The sequence below is a fragment of the Bacillus cereus group sp. MYBK227-1 genome (genome assembly GCF_051916325.1).
GTDB classification, from domain to species: domain Bacteria; phylum Bacillota; class Bacilli; order Bacillales; family Bacillaceae_G; genus Bacillus_A; species Bacillus_A cereus.
In genome coordinates this window covers 1,014,684-1,035,637 of sequence record NZ_JBQAGK010000003.1, presented here as the reverse complement: position 1 = coordinate 1,035,637, position 20,954 = coordinate 1,014,684, and the positions used below count along the sequence as shown (strand labels likewise).

The window sequence follows — 20,954 nt, the reverse complement described above, 5'->3', positions numbered from 1 at the left end:
TTCATACAACGATTTATATATTATTTTATCATTCTGAATTTTCTAAGTAAATAAGACTACCCTATATTTTTGTACATAAAAAAAGGTTACCAAATCGGCAACCTCCTCTTCTTACATTACATAAATTCAGCAACAAGCTCATCAAACATTTTCTGATCCATATTTAAATCAGATTTCACTAAAGGCTCTTCACTATAGCCTTTAACAAGTTCTTGATATGATGGTTGCTTAGTATTTTGATAAATTAACCCTGTTACTAAACCGTTATTTTCCATTAAAGTTTGCATAGCCATCATGCGATTAGATGGATCATATCCCTCTACTGTGCTTAGTTTCGTTAAATTCTCTTTAAACCAATCGTAAGTATTTACTTTATTGTAAGTAACACATGGGCTAAATACGTTAATTAATGAAAATCCTTTATGGTTAATACCAGCTTCAATAATTTGTGTTAATTCTTTTAAATCACTCGAAAAGCTTTGCGCCACAAATGTCGCACCAGCTGTTAAGGCCATTTCCATTACATTTAGTGATGGTTCAATTGAACCTTGTGGTGTACTTTTCGTTTTAAATCCAGCTTCACTACGTGGTGAAGTTTGCCCTTTTGTTAATCCGTAAATTTGGTTATCCATTACGATGTACGTAATGTCGATATTACGACGAATAGAATGGATTGTATGACCCATACCAATCGCAAACCCATCACCGTCACCACCTGAAGCGATAACTGTTAAATCACGATTTGCCATTTTCACACCTTGCGCAATTGGAAGGGCACGACCATGAATACTATGCACACCATATGAATTAATATAACCTGAAATACGGCCTGAACAGCCGATACCAGAAATAACAGCAAGTTCATCTGGATTTAGGCCAACGTTAGCTGCCGCACGTTGAATTGCAGCTTGCACTGAGAAGTCTCCGCAACCTGGGCACCAGTTTGGCTTTACACTGTTACGAAAGTCCTTAAATGTTGCCATTTAATACAACCCCTTTTTTGCATTCGTTGTAAATCTCTTTCGGCAAGAATGGGTTTCCATCATATTTTAAAAGACTAGAAATTTTCTCACCATTACCAAGATTCATTTTCATAATGTTAGCAAGCTGACCTGTTGCATTGTTTTCTACTACTACAACACGCTTCGCCTTTTTCACAAGTGGATCGATTTCAGCTGTTGGGAACGGGTGAATTAAACGCACATGAGCATGGTTTACTTTCATACCCTCTTGTTCTAAACGCGTCATTGCCTCTTCGATCGCACCACGAGTTGAGTTAAATCCAACAAGCAATACGTCTGCTTCTTCATGCTTAACATTTTTATAAACAGGGGTATTAAACTTCAAGTTCTCCATTTTACGGAAACGTTTGTCCATTTGATCTTTACGGTTTATTGCTGATTCCGATGGTTTTCCAGTTTCATCATGTTCTACACCTGTAACATGGTGAACACCATTTTTCATACCAGGTAAAACACGTGGTGAAACGCCGTCTTCTGTTACTTCATAACGCTTGAAGTATGCTTTATTTTCACGTTCTGGTAATTCTACTTCTAAATCAAGCTTACCACGACGAATTTCCACTTTATCTAATTTAAGTGGTTCTACTGTTTGTTTTCCTAAAGAAAGCTGTAAATCTGTTAAGAAAATAACAGGAACTTGATATTCTTCAGATAAGTTAAATGCTTCTACAATGTCATAGAAAGCTTCTTCAACTGTACTTGGCGCCATTACGATTTTTGGAATTTCACCATGCGTACCGTAAATCATCGCCATTAAGTCAGACTGTTCTTGCTTAGTTGGTAATCCTGTACTTGGGCCGCCACGTTGTGTATCAACAATTACTAATGGAGTTTCTGTAATACCTGCTAAACCGATTGCTTCCATCATTAATGAAAGACCTGGACCAGCAGATGCCGTTAATGTACGAACACCAGCATAGTTTGCACCGATTGCCATTGTACAAGCTGCGATTTCATCCTCAGTTTGGATTACTGTTCCGCCGACTTTCGGTAATTTTTTAATTAAGTATTCCATAATTTCTGATGCAGGTGTGATTGGGTATGCTGACATAAAACGAGCACCACCAGCTACCGCACCAAATGCGATTGCATCGTTTCCAATCATAAACATGCGTTTTTTACCATCAGCTTTTTCAAGCTGCATCATGTTTACTTTCTCACCTAGTAATTCTTTCATATATTGAGAGCCGCGTTTAATTGCGTCCATATTCTTTTGAACGACTTGCTCTCCTTTACGACCAAAGATTTCTTCAACAACATCTAAATAAGCTGTTTCATCTAATCCTAATACTGCACTTGATGCTCCAACAGCAACCATGTTTTTCATTAATGATGTGCCTAATTCTGAAGCAATATCTGTAAACGGTATCACATATAGATTTACATCTGTATTGTCAGGTATTGTTGGATTAAATTTCGCATCCGCAACTACAATTCCACCTGGACGTAGTTCGTGGAAATTAAAATCAATTGTTTCTTGGTCAAAAGCAATTAAAATATCTAAATCATCTGAGATCGCTCGTACTTCTGTTGTACTTACACGAATTTTATTATTTGTATGGCCGCCTTTTATACGTGATGAGAAGTGGCGGTAACCGTATAGGTAATATCCTAATCGGTTTAATGCAATACAGAAGATTTCTCCTGTACTTTCAATTCCTTCACCTTGTTGGCCTCCAACTTTCCATGAAAGTTGACTAATCATCTCCTACACCCCTTTTGGCTGCATTCATTGTAGTGTATTTTTTTACAGTAATAGTTTAGCATTTTTTATGCAAATAAACTACAACGGACGCAAATTATGCCTCTTCTGATTTCCCTGAATCTTTAGTATAAAGCTATTTTGTTTTTCATTCTAGTATTAGGTCTTAAAAAAAGCAATAAAATCAAATGAATTAATTTTAATTTTTCTGAATTTTAAACCAAAACTTAAAAACTCATATGTTCTACAAAATTATCATATAAAAATCGTTCTACAGTAGATGCAGCATAGTGTTTACAAAGCTCATTCATTACATTTTCATAATCTCGATAAACTGATACATTTACAACTGTTTCTAAAATCCCATCAAAATCTGAACCAAATCCTATATTGTACTCTCCACCTAATGAACAAATATATTCGATATGTCTTACTATATCTGTTATATTTGCTTCATTTTCATTCGTTAGAAACTGCGGTACAAAAGTGACACCGATCATGCCATTTTTCTTTATAAGAGCTTTAAGTTGTTCATCGTTTAAATTACGTGGGTGCTCGCAAAGTTTCATACAATTTGAGTGGGAAGCAATAGGATTTTTTGCAATCTCTATAACATCCCAAAAACTTCTTTCATTCAGATGAGACACATCAGTCCATACATGTAGCGCATTCAGTTCTTGTACAACCCGTTTACCAAAATTCGTTAAACCCGCCCCACGTGTCTCTAGCGCACCATCAGCTAAGAGATTGGCATAATTCCATGTTAGTCCAAAAGAACGTACTCCTAGGCGATACAACAACCGTAATTTCATTGCTTCTTTTCCAATTGCTTCGCATCCTTCTAGTGTTAATATCGCTCCAACCTCGTCCTGTTTTAACATGTTAATATCATCTTTTGTCTGAATAAACTTTACACCTGGTAGGGATAAAATTTCATTATAAAAAATATCTACCATTTGTAATGCTGCTTCAAATCGGTTTTCATATGCCACTGTTTCTGGTACATATATAGCAAAACATTGTATACTTCCTTTTCTTCTCTTTAACTGTTCAAATGTAATATGTAATTGTGAATCATCGTTAAAATTCCTTTTCCCTTGTGCACTCCATAACTGAAGAAGCACGTCACAATGAGCATCAAAAATTTTCATTTTCATTCCTCCATTATAAAAACAACCTGTTTGCATACTGCAAACAGGTTGTTTAAAACTTAACGAGGTTCTACAATTAATTTTATTGCTGTACGCTCTTCGCCATCAATCATAATATCTGTAAACGCTGGGATACAAATCAGGTCCAAACCACTAGGCGCTACAAATCCTCTTGCAATTGCTACTGCCTTTACCGCTTGGTTCAATGCACCTGCACCAATAGCTTGAATTTCTGCTGTTCCGCGTTCGCGAATAACACCTGCAAGTGCACCAGCTACAGAATTAGGGACCGACGTTGCTTTAACTTTTAATATTTCCATTCCGCGTTTCCTCCTCGTTTCTTTAAAAAGTATTAGCAATTATTTCACTTTAACTTATATTCACGAGGAATGGCGCGTATTCCTGCTAAATTTTCGTAATTTTTCTAAAAAATTAAAATATAATAACTTACCTAAAATTTAACGAGAATTTACTCAAAAAATGGTTGATCGTCATTAATTAAAATACGTTCAATTTTCTTTGCTTTTCCTGTATTTGGATCCACATCAATTAACACTGCACTTAATTGCGTTCTACCATTTGTTACTTCAAATCGTACTGGTAAGTTTGTTAAAAACTTCTTCAATACTGCTTCTCTGTCCATACCTAATATTCCGTCATATGGCCCTGTCATCCCAACATCTGTAATGTATGCTGTTCCGCTTGGTAAAATACGGTTATCTGCTGTAGGGACATGCGTATGCGTACCTACTACTGCTGTAGCACGCCCATCTACATACCAACCTAGCGCTTGTTTTTCACTTGTAGTCTCCGCATGGAAATCAACAAAGATAATATTCGTACGTTTTTTCGCAATATTAATTAATTCATCCACTTTACGGAATGGACAATCAATCGGAGGAAGGAAAGTACGTCCTTGTAAGTTAATAACTGCAACTTCTGTTCCATTACAGTTCACAAAGATAAGTCCTTTTCCTGGAGTTCCTTCTGGGAAGTTAGCTGGTCTTGCAAGATATTTTGCATCATCGATGAATTCAAATACTTCACGATTATCCCAAGCGTGGTTTCCAAGTGTAACTGCTTGCGCCCCACATTCTAAAAAGTTTCGATATATTTTTTCTGTAATCCCACGGCCACCTGCTGCGTTTTCTCCATTAATGATTGTTACTGTAGGTGTATATTTTTTCTTTAATGCCGGTACGTATTGTTGAATCATACCTCTACCAGGAGATCCTACTACATCCCCAACAAATAATATTCTCATATGTCTTACCCTTTCTATGTACTGCATTTTTTATTGCTATAGCATCAAGTAAATTCCTTATAATATGTTTATTATAAGTTTGTTTCACTTTTATACTATATAACTAACTGTCTTTATTTTATCCAATTCCAACACAAAAAAATAAAGTGGTGTTTCACCACTTTATTTTGCGTATTCCACTGCACGTGTTTCACGAATAACAGTTACTTTAATATGTCCTGGGTAATCCAGTTCATTTTCAATACGTTTTCGGATATCACGAGCTAAACGATGAGCTTCTAAGTCATCGATTGTATCTGGTTTTACCAAAATACGAACTTCACGTCCTGCTTGAATTGCAAATGACTTTTCAACGCCTTCATAAGACTCTGAAATCTCTTCTAACTTTTCAAGACGACGAATATAGTTTTCAAGTGTTTCACTACGAGCTCCCGGTCTTGCAGCTGATAAAGCATCTGCTGCTGCAACTAAAACTGCAATGATAGAAGTTGGTTCTGTGTCACCATGGTGAGATGCGATACTGTTTATAACTACAGGATGCTCTTTATATTTCGTTGCAAGTTCAACACCAATTTCAACGTGACTTCCTTCTACTTCATGGTCAATCGCTTTTCCGATATCATGTAATAGACCTGCACGTCTTGCTAGTTTTTCATCCTCGCCAAGCTCTGCCGCCATAAGTCCAGTTAAATATGCAACTTCCATAGAGTGTTTTAAGACGTTTTGACCATAACTTGTACGGTATTTTAAACGACCTAAAATTTTAATTAAATCTGGATGTAATCCGTGAACACCCACTTCAAACGTTGTTTGCTCTCCGACTTCGCGAATATACTCGTCCACTTCACGTCTTGATTTTTCGACCATCTCTTCAATACGCGCTGGGTGAATACGTCCGTCCTGTACTAGTTTATCAAGAGCGATACGAGCTGTTTCACGACGAATTGGGTCGAATCCAGAAAGGATTACCGCCTCTGGTGTATCATCGATAATTAAGTCAATACCCGTTAACGTTTCTAACGTACGAATATTACGACCTTCACGCCCGATAATACGTCCCTTCATTTCGTCATTTGGAAGATTTACAACCGAAACGGTTGTTTCAGCAACATGATCAGCTGCACATCTTTGCATTGCAAGAGATAAAATCTCTTTTGCTTTCTTATCCGCTTCTTCTTTCGCGCGAACTTCACTTTCTTTTACCATAACAGCGATTTCATGAGAAACTTCACTTTCTACTTTACCAAGAATAATTGCTTTCGCTTGTTCGCGTGTCAGATTGGAAATGCGCTCTAATTCTGTTTGTTGCTTTTGAACTAACTCTCCCACTTTGCTTTCCAACTCTTCAATCTGTTGTTGTCTCGCTACAAGAGATTCCTCTTTCTTCTCTAACTGTTGCTCGCGTTTATCGAGCGTTTCGTCTTTACGATCAAGGTTCTCTTCTTTTTGCATTAAACGATTTTCTTGTTTTTGTAATTCGCTTCTACGGTCACGAATTTCTAATTCAGCTTCTGTACGAAGTGTATGAATTTCATCCTTTGCTTCTAAAAGCGCTTCTTTCTTAAGTGCTTCAGCATCACGATTCGCTTCGTCTAAAATACGTCTCGCTTCATTAGCCGCACCATTAATCTTCGCTTCAGCAATAGACTTTCGAACAAAAAAGCCAACAACTGCACCGACTGTTGCAAGCAAAATGGAGATGAGTATCCAAACTGTACTCGTCATGATTTCACCTCCCCTTGCTATGAATGAAAAAAGACTGTCGGCATGTACATTGAATTACAACATACAGCAAAGACCGTCGTCCCGCTTTTTTAAGGGACTTTCTTCATTTCACAATTAAAATGTCATATTATTATTTCGGTAAGATTTAAACCTTACTCCGAATATTACTTCTCTTCTTGAGAAGAGTATATTGTATATAAGAAAAAATATACATTCTCATTGTATCTATCGTAATTTTCATTGTCAAGCGTTGTCTACTTTTACTTTCTTTGCCTTCAGCCTTGAATGTGACCTAAATTTTAAAAGTAAGGAGCCTACTATACTGGAAAACCTTAGTAATTCCCATTTCTTTTACTTAAAATATTTAAATATCCCTCTTTACACAACGCATTTGAAGTAAAAAAATATTTTTTATCTATAATATTATGCTCCTTAATAGTAGATAAAAAAATAAAAGACACGAGGCCGTGTCTTTTATTTTTTTAATCAAGAAGAGTTGAATCTTCTGCGCCCTCAGCACCAGAATCTTCACTAATTCCGTGATGCTCACGAATAAAGAAGGCAATTTCTTCTCTTAAATCTGTATTTTCTTTTAAGAACTGCTTCGAATTTTCACGACCTTGTCCTAGGCGTTCTTCATTATAAGAATACCAAGCACCGCTCTTTTGAACGATATCAAGCTCAGAAGCCATATCCAAGATTTCACCTTCTCTTGAAATACCTTCTCCGTACATAATATCAACTTCAGCAACACGGAATGGTGGTGCTACTTTATTTTTCACTACTTTTACTTTTGTTTTATTACCAACGATGTCGTTACCTTGCTTTAATTGCTCCGCACGACGCACTTCAAGACGAACAGTTGAATAGAATTTCAACGCACGACCACCTGGAGTTGTTTCTGGGTTTCCGAACATAACCCCAACTTTTTCACGAATTTGGTTAATAAAGATTGCAATTGTTTTTGATTTGTTGATTGCTCCTGAAAGCTTACGAAGTGCTTGTGACATTAAACGTGCTTGTAAACCTACGTGTGAGTCACCCATGTCGCCTTCAATCTCTGCTTTCGGTACAAGAGCTGCTACAGAGTCAATTACGATAATGTCAACCGCACCACTTCGTACAAGTGCTTCCGCGATTTCTAATCCTTGCTCCCCTGTATCAGGCTGTGATAATAGTAATTCATCTATGTTAACGCCTAATTTTTGTGCATATACAGGATCCATTGCGTGCTCCGCATCGATGAATGCTGCTTGTCCACCTTGACGTTGTACTTCTGCAATTGCATGTAATGAAACTGTCGTTTTACCTGAACTTTCAGGTCCGTAAATTTCGATAATACGGCCACGTGGATATCCGCCTACCCCTAGTGCCACATCAAGTGCTAAAGAACCACTAGAAACCGTAGAAACTCTACGCTCCGCTTGTTCTCCTAATTTCATAATTGAACCTTTACCGAATTGCTTCTCTATTTGTTTTAACGCCATATCTAACGCTGCTTGACGATCACTCATTCAAAATTCCTCCTTAACTGAATTGCTAATCTTATTATACCTATTTTCAATTCAATTTGCCAACAAAAATCGAACATTTATTCGATTTTTTTATTTTCTATCAAATAATATCTAAATTTAACCGTAAAAAAACTAGAAGAAACTTATATCTCTTCTAGCTTTTTATATAAATGATAAAATCCATATTTTGCTGTTCGTTCTCTAATTTGTTGACGACTTCCGCTTAAATTAAGAGGAAAGACTACAGTTGGTTCATCCTTAATAGAAAGCCCAACAAATACTGTTCCTGGTTCTTTCTGTTCTGAAGCATCTGGCCCTGCTACACCAGTGAAACTAATTCCGATATCCGCTTTTAGTACATCCTTAACATTTTCAGCAAGATAACGAGCACATTCTTTACTAACTGCACCATCAGTATGCAACACTTCTTCAGGCACACGTAAAACATGTTGCTTCACATCATTATGATAACAAATGACACCGCCTTTAAACACAGAAGAAACACCAGCGTTTTCAGTTACTTGATTTCCAAAAAGACCACCTGTTAAACTTTCTGCACACGCTAAAGTTAACCCTTTTCTCTTCAATAACTCGATTGCCTTATAATGCAAAAATTCTTGGTCATATCCGTAGAAAAATTCTCCTACTCTTTCTAAAATCAAATCTTCCACATATTGAATTAGTTTCTCCGCTTCGCTAACATTTTGATGCTTAGCGGTTAAACGTAATGTCACTTCTCCATCATTTGCTAATGGGGCAATTGTTGGGTTTGTTTGTCCATCAATTAAATCTTGAACTTTCACCTCTAATTGGGACTCCCCAATACCGAAGAAACGAAGCACACGAGAATAAATGTTTTCTCCTGTTGTAAAATTACGTAAAAAAGGCTCTACGTAACTTACATACATTGGTTTCATCTCTTTTGGCGGCCCTGGTAATAAAATATAAACTTTTCCGTTCTTATTTACCCCCATACCCGGCGCCATACCGTGGTCATTTGCAAATACTGTTGCTCCATTTAAAACGAGCGCTTGCTTTTTATTATTCTCCGTAAATTCACGGCCTGTACGCTTAAAGTAATTACTTATTAAGGCTAATGCCTTTTCATCATACACAAGCTCTTCATCTAAACTAGCAGCTATCGTTTCTTTCGTTAAATCATCTTTTGTCGGTCCTAATCCACCTGTAAAAATAAGTATATCAGCACGTTCTTCCGCAGCTTCAATCGCCTTTTGCAATCGCTTATTATTATCACCAACAACAGTATGATAGTACACGTTAATTCCGATTGAAGCTAACTTTTCAGATAAAAACTGGGCATTTGTATTTGCAATTTGTCCAAGTAATAATTCAGTTCCAACCGCAATAATCTCAGCATTCATCCCAATTCCCCCATAAACTTCTATTTTGAGTTTACAAAAGCAGCTCTATTTTTCCAGAAATAATCCCATCCTGAAATAACAGTAAAGATTAATGCAATCCATATGAAGATATCCGCAACTGGAATATGGATTAAATTTAAAGGTACATCGTGTAATAAATATGCTGCAATCGCAATAATTTGTGTCCATGTCTTAATTTTTCCTAGCTGGTTTGCTGCAACTACTTCCCCTGTTCCAGCAAGTACAAGACGTAAACCAGTTACCGCAAACTCACGACTGATAATTACAATAACAATCCAAGCCGGTACATATTGCATCTCTACCAATGTAATAAGTGCTGCCGAAACAAGTAATTTATCAGCTAACGGGTCAAGAAACTTCCCTAAATTCGTTACAAGATTATATTTTCTTGCGTAATGTCCATCAATCCAATCTGTAGCTGAAGCAATGATAAAGATAAGTGCCCCCACTAAATGTTGAATCGGTAAATCAACATCACCAATTTTGTATGAACCCCAATCAAAGGGTGCTAACATAATTACCATAAAAATTGGAATTAAGAAGATTCTAGATATTGTAATTTTATTTGGTAAATTCACAGCTATTCCTCCATCATATCAAAAACATTTGTTCATCGAAAAAAAGTCATCGAAGCGATGACTGTTATTGTGCAGGTTGCTCTATCCCTTGGTTTTTTATCACCAATCTTTGGTGAAGTTCTTTTTCTGGATCCAATGGATAAGCGACCACTTGGCCATTCAGTTTAACTTCAACATTCGTTGCATTTCCAATATTAAGTCGCACTTCTTTTAATGTTGATACATCACGTTTTTCTATTTGGCCCTCTTGTACTGTAGCGTTTAGAATCACATTCCCAGCATCATCTTTAACATCTACATAACTCGCACCTTTACCCGATAATTCCAGTTCTAATGTTTTATTATTATGAATTTCCAAAGTAGATACCTTTCCAGTTGTTCCAACTACTTTCACTTCTTGCTGTCCAGTTGGTTGTGCTGGTTGCTCCTCTTTCTTTGGTTCTTCTTTCTTTGGTTCCTCTTTTTTTGGCTCTTCCGCTTTCACTTCATCTTTCTTCGTATCTAACGGAGAATCTTTCGCTTTTTGAACTTCAATTTTCTCACTTTGAGCACTCGGAACTTTTTCATCATCTTTTCCAGTTAACGCTTGAAACACAAACCAGATTACCACTCCAACTGCGATTACTAACAGCGCAACTAAGATTTTCGGCATGTGATCTGCAATTGGCCATGATGAAGATTTTTGCATTGTTTCTTGTGTTTTTTGTCCCGTTGATACTTGTGGAACTTCACGCTTTTCAGATTGTGGTATCGTACTCTGATGTTCTACGAGCAGTTCCTCTCCATTTAATCCAACCGCATCTGCGTATTGTTTAATGAATGCACGCGCATAAAAAGCTCCTGGCAATACATCATAATTGCCTTCTTCAATTGCCACTAAATGGCGTTTTTGAATTTTTGTAATCTCATGTAGCTGATCAATAGACAAGCCTTTCGCTTCTCTTGCTTCTTTCAGCTTTTGTCCCAATTCCGTCACTACTAACACCTCAATATTTCTTTAAAAGTCAAACATAGAGAAATTATTTTGCGTACCTTGCTCAATTTCATCTACTAAATTATATTGAATTTCTTCATCATAATCGTTACGCAACTCGATAATATAATCAAAATCATCCAATGTGTATTCTGACTGACTCACAAATACATCAGGATGTTCCACAACTTTCGTTGCAGGCAATCTCATAATTTCACGAACGAGCTGCCAATGTCTTTCGTTAGCACGCTTCGTTGACACAATTCCATCTAGGATGAAAATATTGTCATCGCTATACTCATCTTCAATTAATTGACTACGAACAGTTTGCTTAATAAGAGTAGATGATACAAATAACCACCTTTTATTTGCACAAACACTTGCAGCAACAATGGATTCTGTTTTTCCGACACGAGGCATTCCGCGTATCCCAATTAGTTTATGGCCTTCTTTTTTCATAATTTCTGCCATAAAGTCTACAAGTAAGCCTAATTCATCACGCACAAATCGAAATGTTTTCTTATCATCTGCATCTCGTTGTATGTACCTACCATGTCTAACCGCTAGCTTATCTCTTAGCTTGGGCGGACGATATTTCGTTACCGTTATGTTATCCATCGTATTTAAAATTGATTCAAGTCTAGAGATTTGCTCTTGATTATCACACATAAGAAGTAACCCACGTCGTGCATTATCTACACCATTAATTGTGACAATATTAATGCCGAGCATACCGATTAACGAAGAAACGTCACCAAGCAAGCCAGGTCGGTTTTTATGTATTTCATATTCAAAATACCATTCAATCATCCAAGATCACTCCCCTTGCTTACTTTACACCTACGTACTATATTATATGATTTCACCTTAATAGGGAAGCTAAATGTATAATCTACCCTGTGTAATTATTATACAAAAAAAGTAGAGAGGAGAATCTCCTCTCTACTTTTACTTATGTTGTACGAACTTAACCATTAAATTTGCAATTGTATGTTGCTCCTGTTCATCAGCAACTTTCCAAAGCTCAGCTAATAATTTCTCTTGGTCATTGCGTCCTTCTACCTCATTAGCAAGATAGTCGCCAACACGAAACGCCATATCTGATACCGCACCGCCATCTAAACCTTTGTCTTGCGCTTGCTCTAAACGTTCTCCTAAAAAGCTCTTCCACTGATCAAAATTATCTAATACTGACATAATTAAGCACCTCACTATTGAGTAATAAAATCATCCTTAATTTGTGCAACTATTCATTTTTTATGTAAGAATTTTTTAGCAGTGCCAACCGCCATTCACTCCGATAATTTGTCCAGTTATGTAAGACGCTCCTGGTGATACGAGGAATGAAACTGTTTTCGCTACTTCTTCTGGTAATCCTATTCTACCTAATGGTATATCTTCAGCAATTCCCATTTTATCTTCTTCAGAAAAAACACTTAACATTTCCGTTTCAATTGCTCCTGGTGCTACTGCATTCACACGTAATCCACTTAAAGAAACTTCTTTCGCTAAAGCTTTCACATATGAATTTTGTGCCCCTTTTACCATTGAATAAAGCACTTCACAAGAAGCCCCTATTTGTCCCCATATAGATGAAACAATTACAATATTACCACTTCTTCTCCCGATCATAGGCGGAAGTGCCATAGAAAGTAATTTATATACGTTCTTCACTTGAAGTTCTACCATATAATCCAATTCATCGTTTGTTACATCTGTTACTAGTCCAAAAATACTCTTCCCAGCTGCGTATACAATAACATCAATAGGATGTTCAATTTGTCCCCACAATTGCTCTGCTCCATCACTAGAAGCTAAATTCGCTTGAACAGGGATAACTTCTCCCCATGCCTTCTGCAATTCCAATACCTTTTCTTCACTGTTATTGTAATGAACATAAACTGTATATCCATCTTGAATTAATTGTTTCGAAATAGCAGAGCCAATTCCTCCGCTCCCTCCAGTTACTAACGCATACTTTTTCATAAAGTCCCTCTCTTATCTCTACAAGTTCAATTTTCACATAACTAAATAATACCCTCATCTTACAATTTTTCAATGATAAGATGAGGGTATCTTTTTAATTTTATTTTTTCGGTAACACCTGACAAATACTCATTTTGTCTTCTGATAACAATAATTTCGCTACTTCTTGTAAGTCTTGAACGGTTAGTCCTTCTAATACAGTCAATGCGTCAAATAGGCTAGATTCATTAAACGCGTATCGTGTAAATTGATTTGCAATATATTCTGGTGAATTCAACGAGCGTAAAAAACCACCAATTTTCTTTTTCTTCACTCGTTCTAATGCCGCCGCATCTAATTGATCATAATCTGTTTTTAATAAAATATCTTTTAAACGATTTGCCAATTCATCAGGTTGTTTCGTATCACCGCCAACCATTGCAAAACCGAAGTTATTTTCTTCTGTATAGTCATACGAGAATGAATCATCAATAAGCCCTTCATTATATAAAGTTTCGTAATGAACAGAACTTTTCCCAAATAAATAATCTAAGAGTAACGTAAGCGCAATTTCTTGTTTTAAAAGCGCTTGCCCCTTTTCCTTTAAATTAGTCGCTTTAATACCAACTAAACATTTCGGTGTTTGCACAGGCATTGAAATAATTTTTTTCTTTTCATTTACCTCATTTGGTTCTTCTTCAAATGAACGCACAATTTCTGGCTGGTTTTTATAATCTTTTTTCGCTTGATTTTCACGTACTAAATCCATTGTTTTCTCTGGATCAATTGCACCCACAACAAATAATAACATATTGCTCGGATGATAAAATGTTTCATAACATTCATACAATAAATCTTTCGTAATTTTACTAATAGATTCGATTGTCCCTGCAATATCAATTTTAATTGGGTGTTTTACAAACAAGCTATCAATTAACCCGAAGTACAAACGCCAATCCGGGTTATCTTGATACATTTGAATTTCTTGCCCAATTATCCCCTTCTCTTTTTCAACCGTTTTTTCAGAGAAATAAGGCTCTTGCACGAAGTTTAGCAATGTATTTAAATTTTGTTCTACGTTTGAAGTACATGAAAAAAGGTAAGCTGTTCGTGTAAAGGATGTAAAAGCATTTGCCGATGCTCCTTGTTTACTAAACAATTGGAAAGCATCGTGATCTTCTTTTTCAAATAATTTATGCTCAAGAAAATGTGCAATTCCATCAGGCACACGAATCATTTCTTCTTTCCCTAATGGTACAAATGTATTATCTACAGAACCATATTTCGTCGTAAACGTCGCAAATGTTTTATTAAATCCTTGTTTCGGTAAAACATATACATCTAATCCATTAGGAAGTTTTTCATAATAGAGTGTTTCTTTTAATTGCTCATAAACAATTTTCTCCATTTACTCTCCCTCCGTTCCTTGTAAAAAGTAAATTGTATCTAGTTCAATATTTTTAGCAACTTTTACAATTTCTTCTTTCGTCACACTTTCTATGCCTGTAAGCCATTCTTCAACTGGACGTGTACGATCTGAAATAATACCATGATATAGCATTTCTACAAAGCCACGTGGTGTATCAATTGCCTCTAATATTTGATTTTGGATGACACTTTTTGTTTGATGTATTTCTTCTTCAGAAAACTCTCCGTTTTGCATCGCAAGCATTTGTTCTTTAATAATCTCAACTGCTTTTTCATAATTTTTCGCTTCGATTCCTGACATAACAAATAATAAACCTTTATGACTTTCAAAGCGCGATGCTGCATAGTACGCTAAACTATTTTTTTCACGCACATTTACGAATAACTTCGAATGAGAAAAGCCACCAAACAATCCATTGAACAATTGCAATGCAAAATAATCTTCATCTTTATATGTGACAAATGTACGATAACCGATGTGTAATTTACTTTGTTTTAATTCTTGTTTTTCAACAACTTCTTTTTCTTCATTATTTCGTCTATGAAGGAGTACATTTCTTTCTCTCACTGGACGAGTTGAAATAGAAAAATACTTACTTACAAGATCAACGGCGTTTTCTGAAATATCACCAATAATATATAGATCCATTTCATCTTCCGCTAACACCTTTTGATAATATTGATACAAACTTTCATTTGTAATAGACATAACACTCTCTTTTTTTCCATTTGCACTTAAACGATACGGTTCTACTTTGCACATTTCTTCAATTAAACGCTCGTTTGCATAACGCATTTTATCATCATAAGTAGCTTCAATTCTCTGTAACAGTGCTCTTTTTTCACTTTCTACGATAGAAGATAGGAAACCGTTCCCCTCCGTTGCTGGATGTAACACAATATCTGACAACATAGAAAGCGCTTTTTCAAATAACGGTGGTGCATCATGTAAATAAACTTCATTTGCAATGTCTACATAAATGGAGATAATATGGTCTTCCCCTTTTTTACTTACATCTACCGCTAAAGAAGATCCGTATAATTCTTCTAAATATTGACGAAGACGAATTACAGAAGGTAATTTTTCTGTCGCACTTTGCAATACGTATGGCAATAGGGCACGCTCTGTCACCGTCTCCTCATTTAAAGGCGCTTTAAAACGAAATACAAAGGTATTCGTTTTATATTTATCAGTCGGAATAATATGTACGCGCAAACCACCTAACTCATGTAGTTGTTGTTCCATTAGTTTCATTTATAGCCCTCCTTTACGTATATAGGAATATTCCTCTTCAATATACAGTTTTTAGAAATAAAAAATCAACTTTTCTCCCTTATTATGCTTACATATGATTCTTTCTAAAAACTTTAATATGTAAGGAACATAGTAAAATTCCGTATTAAATATATTCTATGTAAAAAAGCCCACACTAATGTGCGAGCTTTTTTATACTTATAAAATACTTATCGTTTTCCTTTTTCATAAGGAGTTCCTAAAGCTTTCGGAGCTTCAGAACGACCTACAAAACCGACAAGCGCTAATATTGTGAATATATATGGTAATATCGTTAATAAAACACTTGGAATTTGATCTAATACAGGGATTGTTCCGCCCGTTACACTTAGAGATTGCGCAAAACCAAAGAATAGAGCTGCACCTAGTGCGCCTAGTGGATTCCACTTTCCAAAAATCATAGCAGCTAAAGCTAAGAAACCTTGTCCTGTAATAGTTGCCCCTGAGAAGTTATTAGAAATTGACATTGCAAAAATCGCTCCACCAATTCCAGCAAACACTCCTGAAATACAGACTCCAATATAGCGCATTTTATATACGTTAATCCCCATCGTATCCGCTGCCATTGGGTGTTCACCAACAGCACGTAGACGAAGACCGAACGGTGTTTTATAAATAACATACCAAACAACGAATGCTAAAATAATGGCAATATATGACGTTATTGGTACGTTCGAGAAAAATATTTTCCCTAAAACCGGAATATCCGAAAGGCCTGGAATATCAATCTTTTCAATACGATACTGAATAAAGTCAGTCTGCCCTTTATCAAAAATCTTCTTAATTGCAAATACTGTTAAACCAAGAGATAAGAAGTTAATGGCTACACCACTTACAACTTGATCTGCTCGGAATGTAATAGAAGCTACCGCATGAAGTAATGCAAATAACCCACTACCAATTGCCGCAAATAGTAACGCAATCCACGGAGTCATCGTTCCCCAAGTATCACCCATTAATAAGTTTGTAACGACTCCAATAAATGCACCAAATAGCATTAGTCCTTCTAATCCGATGTTTACAACACCCGATCGTTCACTAAATACACCACCTAGTGCTGTGAAAATGATAGGTGCCGATGTATATAACGTACCCGTCACAAGAATGGCTAATATATCTAAAAAGCTCATTTATTTCCCCTCCTTGCTCATGCGTGTAAGCGCCCATCTTAACACATAACTACATGCAACAAAGAAGATGATACATGCAATAATTACATTAATAAGCTCTGACGGTACATCTGCCTCAAAGTTCATTTGAGGGGAAGCACTTTTCAAACCACCAAATAATAAAGCTGAAAGGATTATACCAAACGGATTATTCCCTCCAAGTAATGCTACGGCAATCCCATCAAATCCTACTCCTGTAAACGAAGACATCGCTGTCATACTCTGGAATGTCCCTAATCCTTCCATCGCTCCACCAATCCCCGCAAATGCACCAGCAATTGTCATGGAGAATACTACATTACGAGAAACTTTCATACCTGCATATTGAGAAGCATGCTGATTAAATCCTACTGACTTTAATTCGTAACCTAAAGTTGTTCGATCTAATAAGAACCACATTAAAATAGCGATTAAAATTGCTACAATAATTCCCCAGTGTAGACGTGAACCATCAGTAATAGAAGCAAGCCAGTCTGAAGATAGTGACGCACTCTCTTTAATATCATACGTTTTGTCATTACCCGCATGTAAGAAACGCTTAATGATGTCATACGTTACATACAAAGCGATATAGTTCATCATAATAGTTACAATAACTTCATTCACTTGAAACTTCCCTTTTAAATATCCCGGAATGAAGCCCCAAATTCCGCCCACCAATGCTGCAAATAAAATAGATAATGGAATATGAAGGAAAGCTGGTAGTGAGACTGCATAACCGAACCAAACCGCTGCAAGCCAACCAACTAACAATTGACCCTCTACCCCGATATTAAATAAACCTGTACGAAATGCAAACGCCACCGATAAGCCAGCAAGAATAAGCGGTATCATTGTACGAAGCGTTTCACCAATCGCACTTGCGCTGCCGAACATTCCTGTCCAAAGTGCACTATAACCAACAATTGGATCATAGCCACTAACTAGCATTACAATCGCTCCTACAAGTAAGCCGAAAATAACGGATAGTACTGGGACTAAAATATTTATCGTTCGTTCTGTTAAAAGCTTTTTAGCCATTTGTACCCACCTGCTCCTTCTTTGTTCCTCCAGCCATTAACAATCCAAGCTGTTGTTCATTCGTTTCTTTCGCATCAACTATTGCTACAATTTCCCCTTCATAAATAACAGCAATTCGATCGCTAACATTTAAGATTTCATCTAACTCTAATGATAAAAGTAATACACCTTTTCCTTTATCCCTTTGCTCTATTAATCTCTTATGAATAAATTCAATTGCTCCTACATCTAAACCACGTGTTGGCTGTGCCGCAATTAATAAATCTGGATTTCGGTCTACTTCACGTGCAATAATTGCTTTTTGTTGATTCCCCCCAGATAGAGCGCGTGCTAACGTTTGCTCACTAGGTGTACGCACATCAAACTGTTCAATAAGAGCCTTTGCTTTTTCTGTAATTTTGCTGAAATTTAAAATCCCTTTCTTTGAAAATGGATTTTTATAATACGTTTGCAGAACTATATTATCTCTAACAGAAAAATCAAGAACGAGTCCGTGTTTATGACGATCTTCTGGAATATGACCAATTCCTTCTTCTGTTATTCTTCTAACAGGCCAATTTGTTATTTCTTTTCCTTTAATTGCAATAGAACCTGACTCAACTTTTCGTAAACCAGTAATTGCTTCTATTAATTCACTTTGTCCGTTTCCATCAATCCCTGCAATCCCAACAATTTCCCCCGCACGAACAGTTAAGTCAAGGCCTTTTACAGCAGGTAGTTGACGTGCATCGTGAACAACAAGGTTTGCAATTGAAAGTACCTCTTCTTTTGGCTTCGCGTCTATTTTTTCTGTTTTAAAATTCACTTGACGTCCGACCATTAATTCTGCAAGTTTATTTTCATCCGTATTTGCAACGTCAACCGTTCCAATCCCTTTTCCTTTACGAATAATCGTACAACGATCGCAAACTTCCATAATTTCTTTCAACTTATGTGTAATAAGAACAATAGATTTTCCTTCTTGCACAAGCTTTTTCATAATTTGAATTAGCTCATGAATTTCTTGCGGTGTTAACACAGCTGTTGGTTCATCAAATATTAAAATTTCTGCACCGCGGTAAAGAGTTTTCAAAATCTCAACACGCTGCTGCATACCAACTGAAATATCCTGTATTTTCGCATATGGATCTACAGATAAACCGTATTGTTCAGACAGTTTTTGAATTTCTTTAGCAGCTTCCTCAACAGCAATTTTCCCTTTTTTCTTCGGTTCATTTCCGAGAATAATATTCTCTGTAACTGTAAAATTATGAACAAGCATAAAGTGTTGATGGACCATTCCAATACCAAGGTCATTTGCTATATTCGGATTTGTGATTTTTACAGGTTTACCTTTAATTTTAATTTCACCCTGCTCTGGTTGGTACAAACCAAATAGTACATTCATCAATGTGGATTTCCCTGCACCATTTTCTCCAAGTAAAGCATGTATCTCACCCTGCTTTACTTGCAGCGTAATATCATCATTCGCTACAATGCCTGGGAATACTTTCGTAATGTTATTCATCTCAATTACGTATTCCATTGTGTTCCTCCTTTTAACAGGGAACATTCCCTATTACACTATTAACTTATTAAGCAATTCGGAAGTTTTATACATACAAAGGTTAGTTCTATGAACTAACCTTTGCTATTTCTCTATTTATTTTTTTAGAGAAGCTTCATATTCTTTATACTCTTTATCTGTAGCTGGCACTTTAATTTCACCGGCTGTAATTTTCTTTTCAAGCTCTTCTACTTTTGTTAAAATTTCAGGGTTAACTTTTTTCACGTTATCAGTTGTTTTTGAAATACCAATACCGTCATCTTTTAAGCCAAACTCTTCAATTTTCCCGCCTTTTAAATTCCCATCTTTTGCTTCTTTAGCTACTTTTTCTACTGCTACATCAACACGTTTAATCATTGAAGTTAATGTTACATTTTCAGGCATACCTTCTTGATGTTGGTCACGGTCAACACCGATTACCCAAACATTTTCACCTTTTTTCTTACGGTTTTTCGCTTCTGTGAACACACCGTTACCTGTACCACCAGCAGCATGATAAATTACGTCTACGCCTTGACCATACATTGCTGAAGCAAGAACTGTACCTTTTTCAGGCTTATCGAATGCTTCTGCATATTCAGATACGATTTCAATGTTTGGATTTACTGCCTTTGCACCAGCTTTAAATCCATTTTCAAATTTACTAATTAAATCACTTTTCATTCCACCAACAAATCCTACTTTATTCGATTTTGTTGACATAGCTGCTACCGCACCTACAAGGAATGATCCTTCATGATCTTTAAACGTAATACTCGTTACGTTCGGTGCATCTACAACAGTATCTACGATTGCAAATTGTTGTTTTGAAGATTCTTTTGCTACTTCTTTAATTGCACCTTCTAATTTATAACCAATTCCGAATGTTAAATCATATTTATCTTTTGAGAATTTTTTTAAATTCGGAATATAATCAGCTTCTTTTTCAGACTGAAGGTAACGATAATTTGTCTTTTCTTTTAAACCATTATCTTTACCAAACTTTTGTAACCCTTCCCAAGAAGATTGGTTAAATGACTTATCATCAACGCCCCCAACATCCGTTACGAGACCAACCTTGAAGTCTTTATTGTCTTTCGTGTCTTTCTTGTCACTGCTCGCCTTATCCGAGTTACCACATGCACCTAAAACTGTACTTGCTGCTAAAGTTAATGATAATAAAAGGCCTGCTTTTTTCTTCATACTAGAAACCCCTCCAAA

19 protein-coding genes are annotated in these 20,954 nt (G+C 36.3%); all 19 read right to left on the bottom strand.

The window, feature by feature from the left end; all coding sequences use genetic code 11:
- Nucleotides 1-116: 116 nt before the first annotated feature.
- The 19 genes from ACTFRM_RS18705 to ACTFRM_RS18615 all read right to left on the bottom strand — a co-directional run bounded on the left by ACTFRM_RS18705 (nt 117) and on the right by ACTFRM_RS18615 (nt 20,936).
- The gene (locus ACTFRM_RS18705; RefSeq protein ID WP_000190155.1) at nt 117-983 is read right to left on the bottom strand and encodes a 2-oxoacid:ferredoxin oxidoreductase subunit beta; all 867 of its coding nucleotides are present in this window, start codon (nt 981-983) and stop codon (nt 117-119) included.
- Complete coding sequence (locus ACTFRM_RS18700) at nt 970-2,727, bottom strand: 2-oxoacid:acceptor oxidoreductase subunit alpha (RefSeq protein WP_000625418.1); 1,758 nt, start codon at nt 2,725-2,727, stop codon at nt 970-972. The genes ACTFRM_RS18705 and ACTFRM_RS18700 overlap by 14 nt, the downstream gene beginning before the upstream one ends.
- A gap of 224 nt (nt 2,728-2,951) precedes the next feature.
- Nucleotides 2,952-3,875, bottom strand: a complete 924-nt coding sequence (locus ACTFRM_RS18695) for a dipeptidase (RefSeq protein ID WP_102955954.1) — start codon at nt 3,873-3,875, stop codon at nt 2,952-2,954.
- Between the two features lie 59 nt (nt 3,876-3,934).
- Nucleotides 3,935-4,195 carry a stage V sporulation protein SpoVS gene (spoVS, locus tag ACTFRM_RS18690; protein ID WP_000404341.1) on the bottom strand — a complete coding sequence of 87 codons (261 nt, stop codon included), beginning with the start codon at nt 4,193-4,195 and terminating at the stop codon, nt 3,935-3,937.
- A gap of 149 nt (nt 4,196-4,344) precedes the next feature.
- A complete protein-coding gene (locus ACTFRM_RS18685; protein WP_001221095.1) occupies nt 4,345-5,139 on the bottom strand; it encodes a TIGR00282 family metallophosphoesterase in 795 nt (264 codons plus the stop codon).
- A 162-nt stretch (nt 5,140-5,301) separates the two neighbouring features.
- Complete coding sequence (gene rny / locus ACTFRM_RS18680; protein WP_000204911.1) at nt 5,302-6,864, bottom strand: ribonuclease Y; 1,563 nt, start codon at nt 6,862-6,864, stop codon at nt 5,302-5,304.
- 482 nt (nt 6,865-7,346) lie between these two features.
- A complete protein-coding gene (recA, locus tag ACTFRM_RS18675) occupies nt 7,347-8,378 on the bottom strand; it encodes a recombinase RecA (RefSeq protein WP_001283860.1) in 1,032 nt (343 codons plus the stop codon).
- Between the two features lie 143 nt (nt 8,379-8,521).
- Nucleotides 8,522-9,760 (bottom strand): competence/damage-inducible protein CinA, encoded by a 1,239-nt coding sequence (gene cinA / locus ACTFRM_RS18670; RefSeq protein ID WP_325851890.1) that lies wholly within the window; start codon nt 9,758-9,760, stop codon nt 8,522-8,524.
- Nucleotides 9,761-9,780: 20 nt separating this feature from the next.
- Complete coding sequence (gene pgsA, locus ACTFRM_RS18665) at nt 9,781-10,359, bottom strand: CDP-diacylglycerol--glycerol-3-phosphate 3-phosphatidyltransferase (RefSeq protein WP_001052967.1); 579 nt, start codon at nt 10,357-10,359, stop codon at nt 9,781-9,783.
- Nucleotides 10,360-10,423: 64 nt separating this feature from the next.
- On the bottom strand, nt 10,424-11,335 hold the full coding sequence (locus tag ACTFRM_RS18660; protein ID WP_000137461.1) for a helix-turn-helix domain-containing protein: 912 nt from the start codon (nt 11,333-11,335) through the stop codon (nt 10,424-10,426).
- Nucleotides 11,336-11,356: 21 nt separating this feature from the next.
- Nucleotides 11,357-12,142 (bottom strand): DUF3388 domain-containing protein, encoded by a 786-nt coding sequence (locus ACTFRM_RS18655; RefSeq protein WP_000574107.1) that lies wholly within the window; start codon nt 12,140-12,142, stop codon nt 11,357-11,359.
- 138 nt (nt 12,143-12,280) lie between these two features.
- A complete protein-coding gene (locus ACTFRM_RS18650; protein ID WP_000114450.1) occupies nt 12,281-12,529 on the bottom strand; it encodes a DUF3243 domain-containing protein in 249 nt (82 codons plus the stop codon).
- A gap of 75 nt (nt 12,530-12,604) precedes the next feature.
- Entirely contained in the window at nt 12,605-13,318 is a 714-nt protein-coding gene (gene ymfI / locus ACTFRM_RS18645) for an elongation factor P 5-aminopentanone reductase (RefSeq protein ID WP_000759604.1), read from the bottom strand.
- Between the two features lie 100 nt (nt 13,319-13,418).
- Entirely contained in the window at nt 13,419-14,705 is a 1,287-nt protein-coding gene (gene yfmH / locus ACTFRM_RS18640) for an EF-P 5-aminopentanol modification-associated protein YfmH (RefSeq protein WP_000411976.1), read from the bottom strand.
- Nucleotides 14,706-15,980 (bottom strand): EF-P 5-aminopentanol modification-associated protein YfmF, encoded by a 1,275-nt coding sequence (gene yfmF, locus ACTFRM_RS18635; RefSeq protein WP_000772418.1) that lies wholly within the window; start codon nt 15,978-15,980, stop codon nt 14,706-14,708.
- A gap of 209 nt (nt 15,981-16,189) precedes the next feature.
- The gene (locus tag ACTFRM_RS18630; RefSeq protein WP_000008856.1) at nt 16,190-17,149 is read right to left on the bottom strand and encodes an ABC transporter permease; all 960 of its coding nucleotides are present in this window, start codon (nt 17,147-17,149) and stop codon (nt 16,190-16,192) included.
- Nucleotides 17,150-18,208 carry an ABC transporter permease gene (locus ACTFRM_RS18625; RefSeq protein ID WP_001085254.1) on the bottom strand — a complete coding sequence of 353 codons (1,059 nt, stop codon included), beginning with the start codon at nt 18,206-18,208 and terminating at the stop codon, nt 17,150-17,152.
- The gene (locus ACTFRM_RS18620; RefSeq protein ID WP_000456914.1) at nt 18,201-19,733 is read right to left on the bottom strand and encodes an ABC transporter ATP-binding protein; all 1,533 of its coding nucleotides are present in this window, start codon (nt 19,731-19,733) and stop codon (nt 18,201-18,203) included. The genes ACTFRM_RS18625 and ACTFRM_RS18620 overlap by 8 nt, the downstream gene beginning before the upstream one ends.
- Before the next feature lie 117 nt (nt 19,734-19,850).
- Entirely contained in the window at nt 19,851-20,936 is a 1,086-nt protein-coding gene (locus tag ACTFRM_RS18615) for a BMP family lipoprotein (protein WP_000725771.1), read from the bottom strand.
- Between the last annotated feature and the right edge of the window lie 18 nt (nt 20,937-20,954).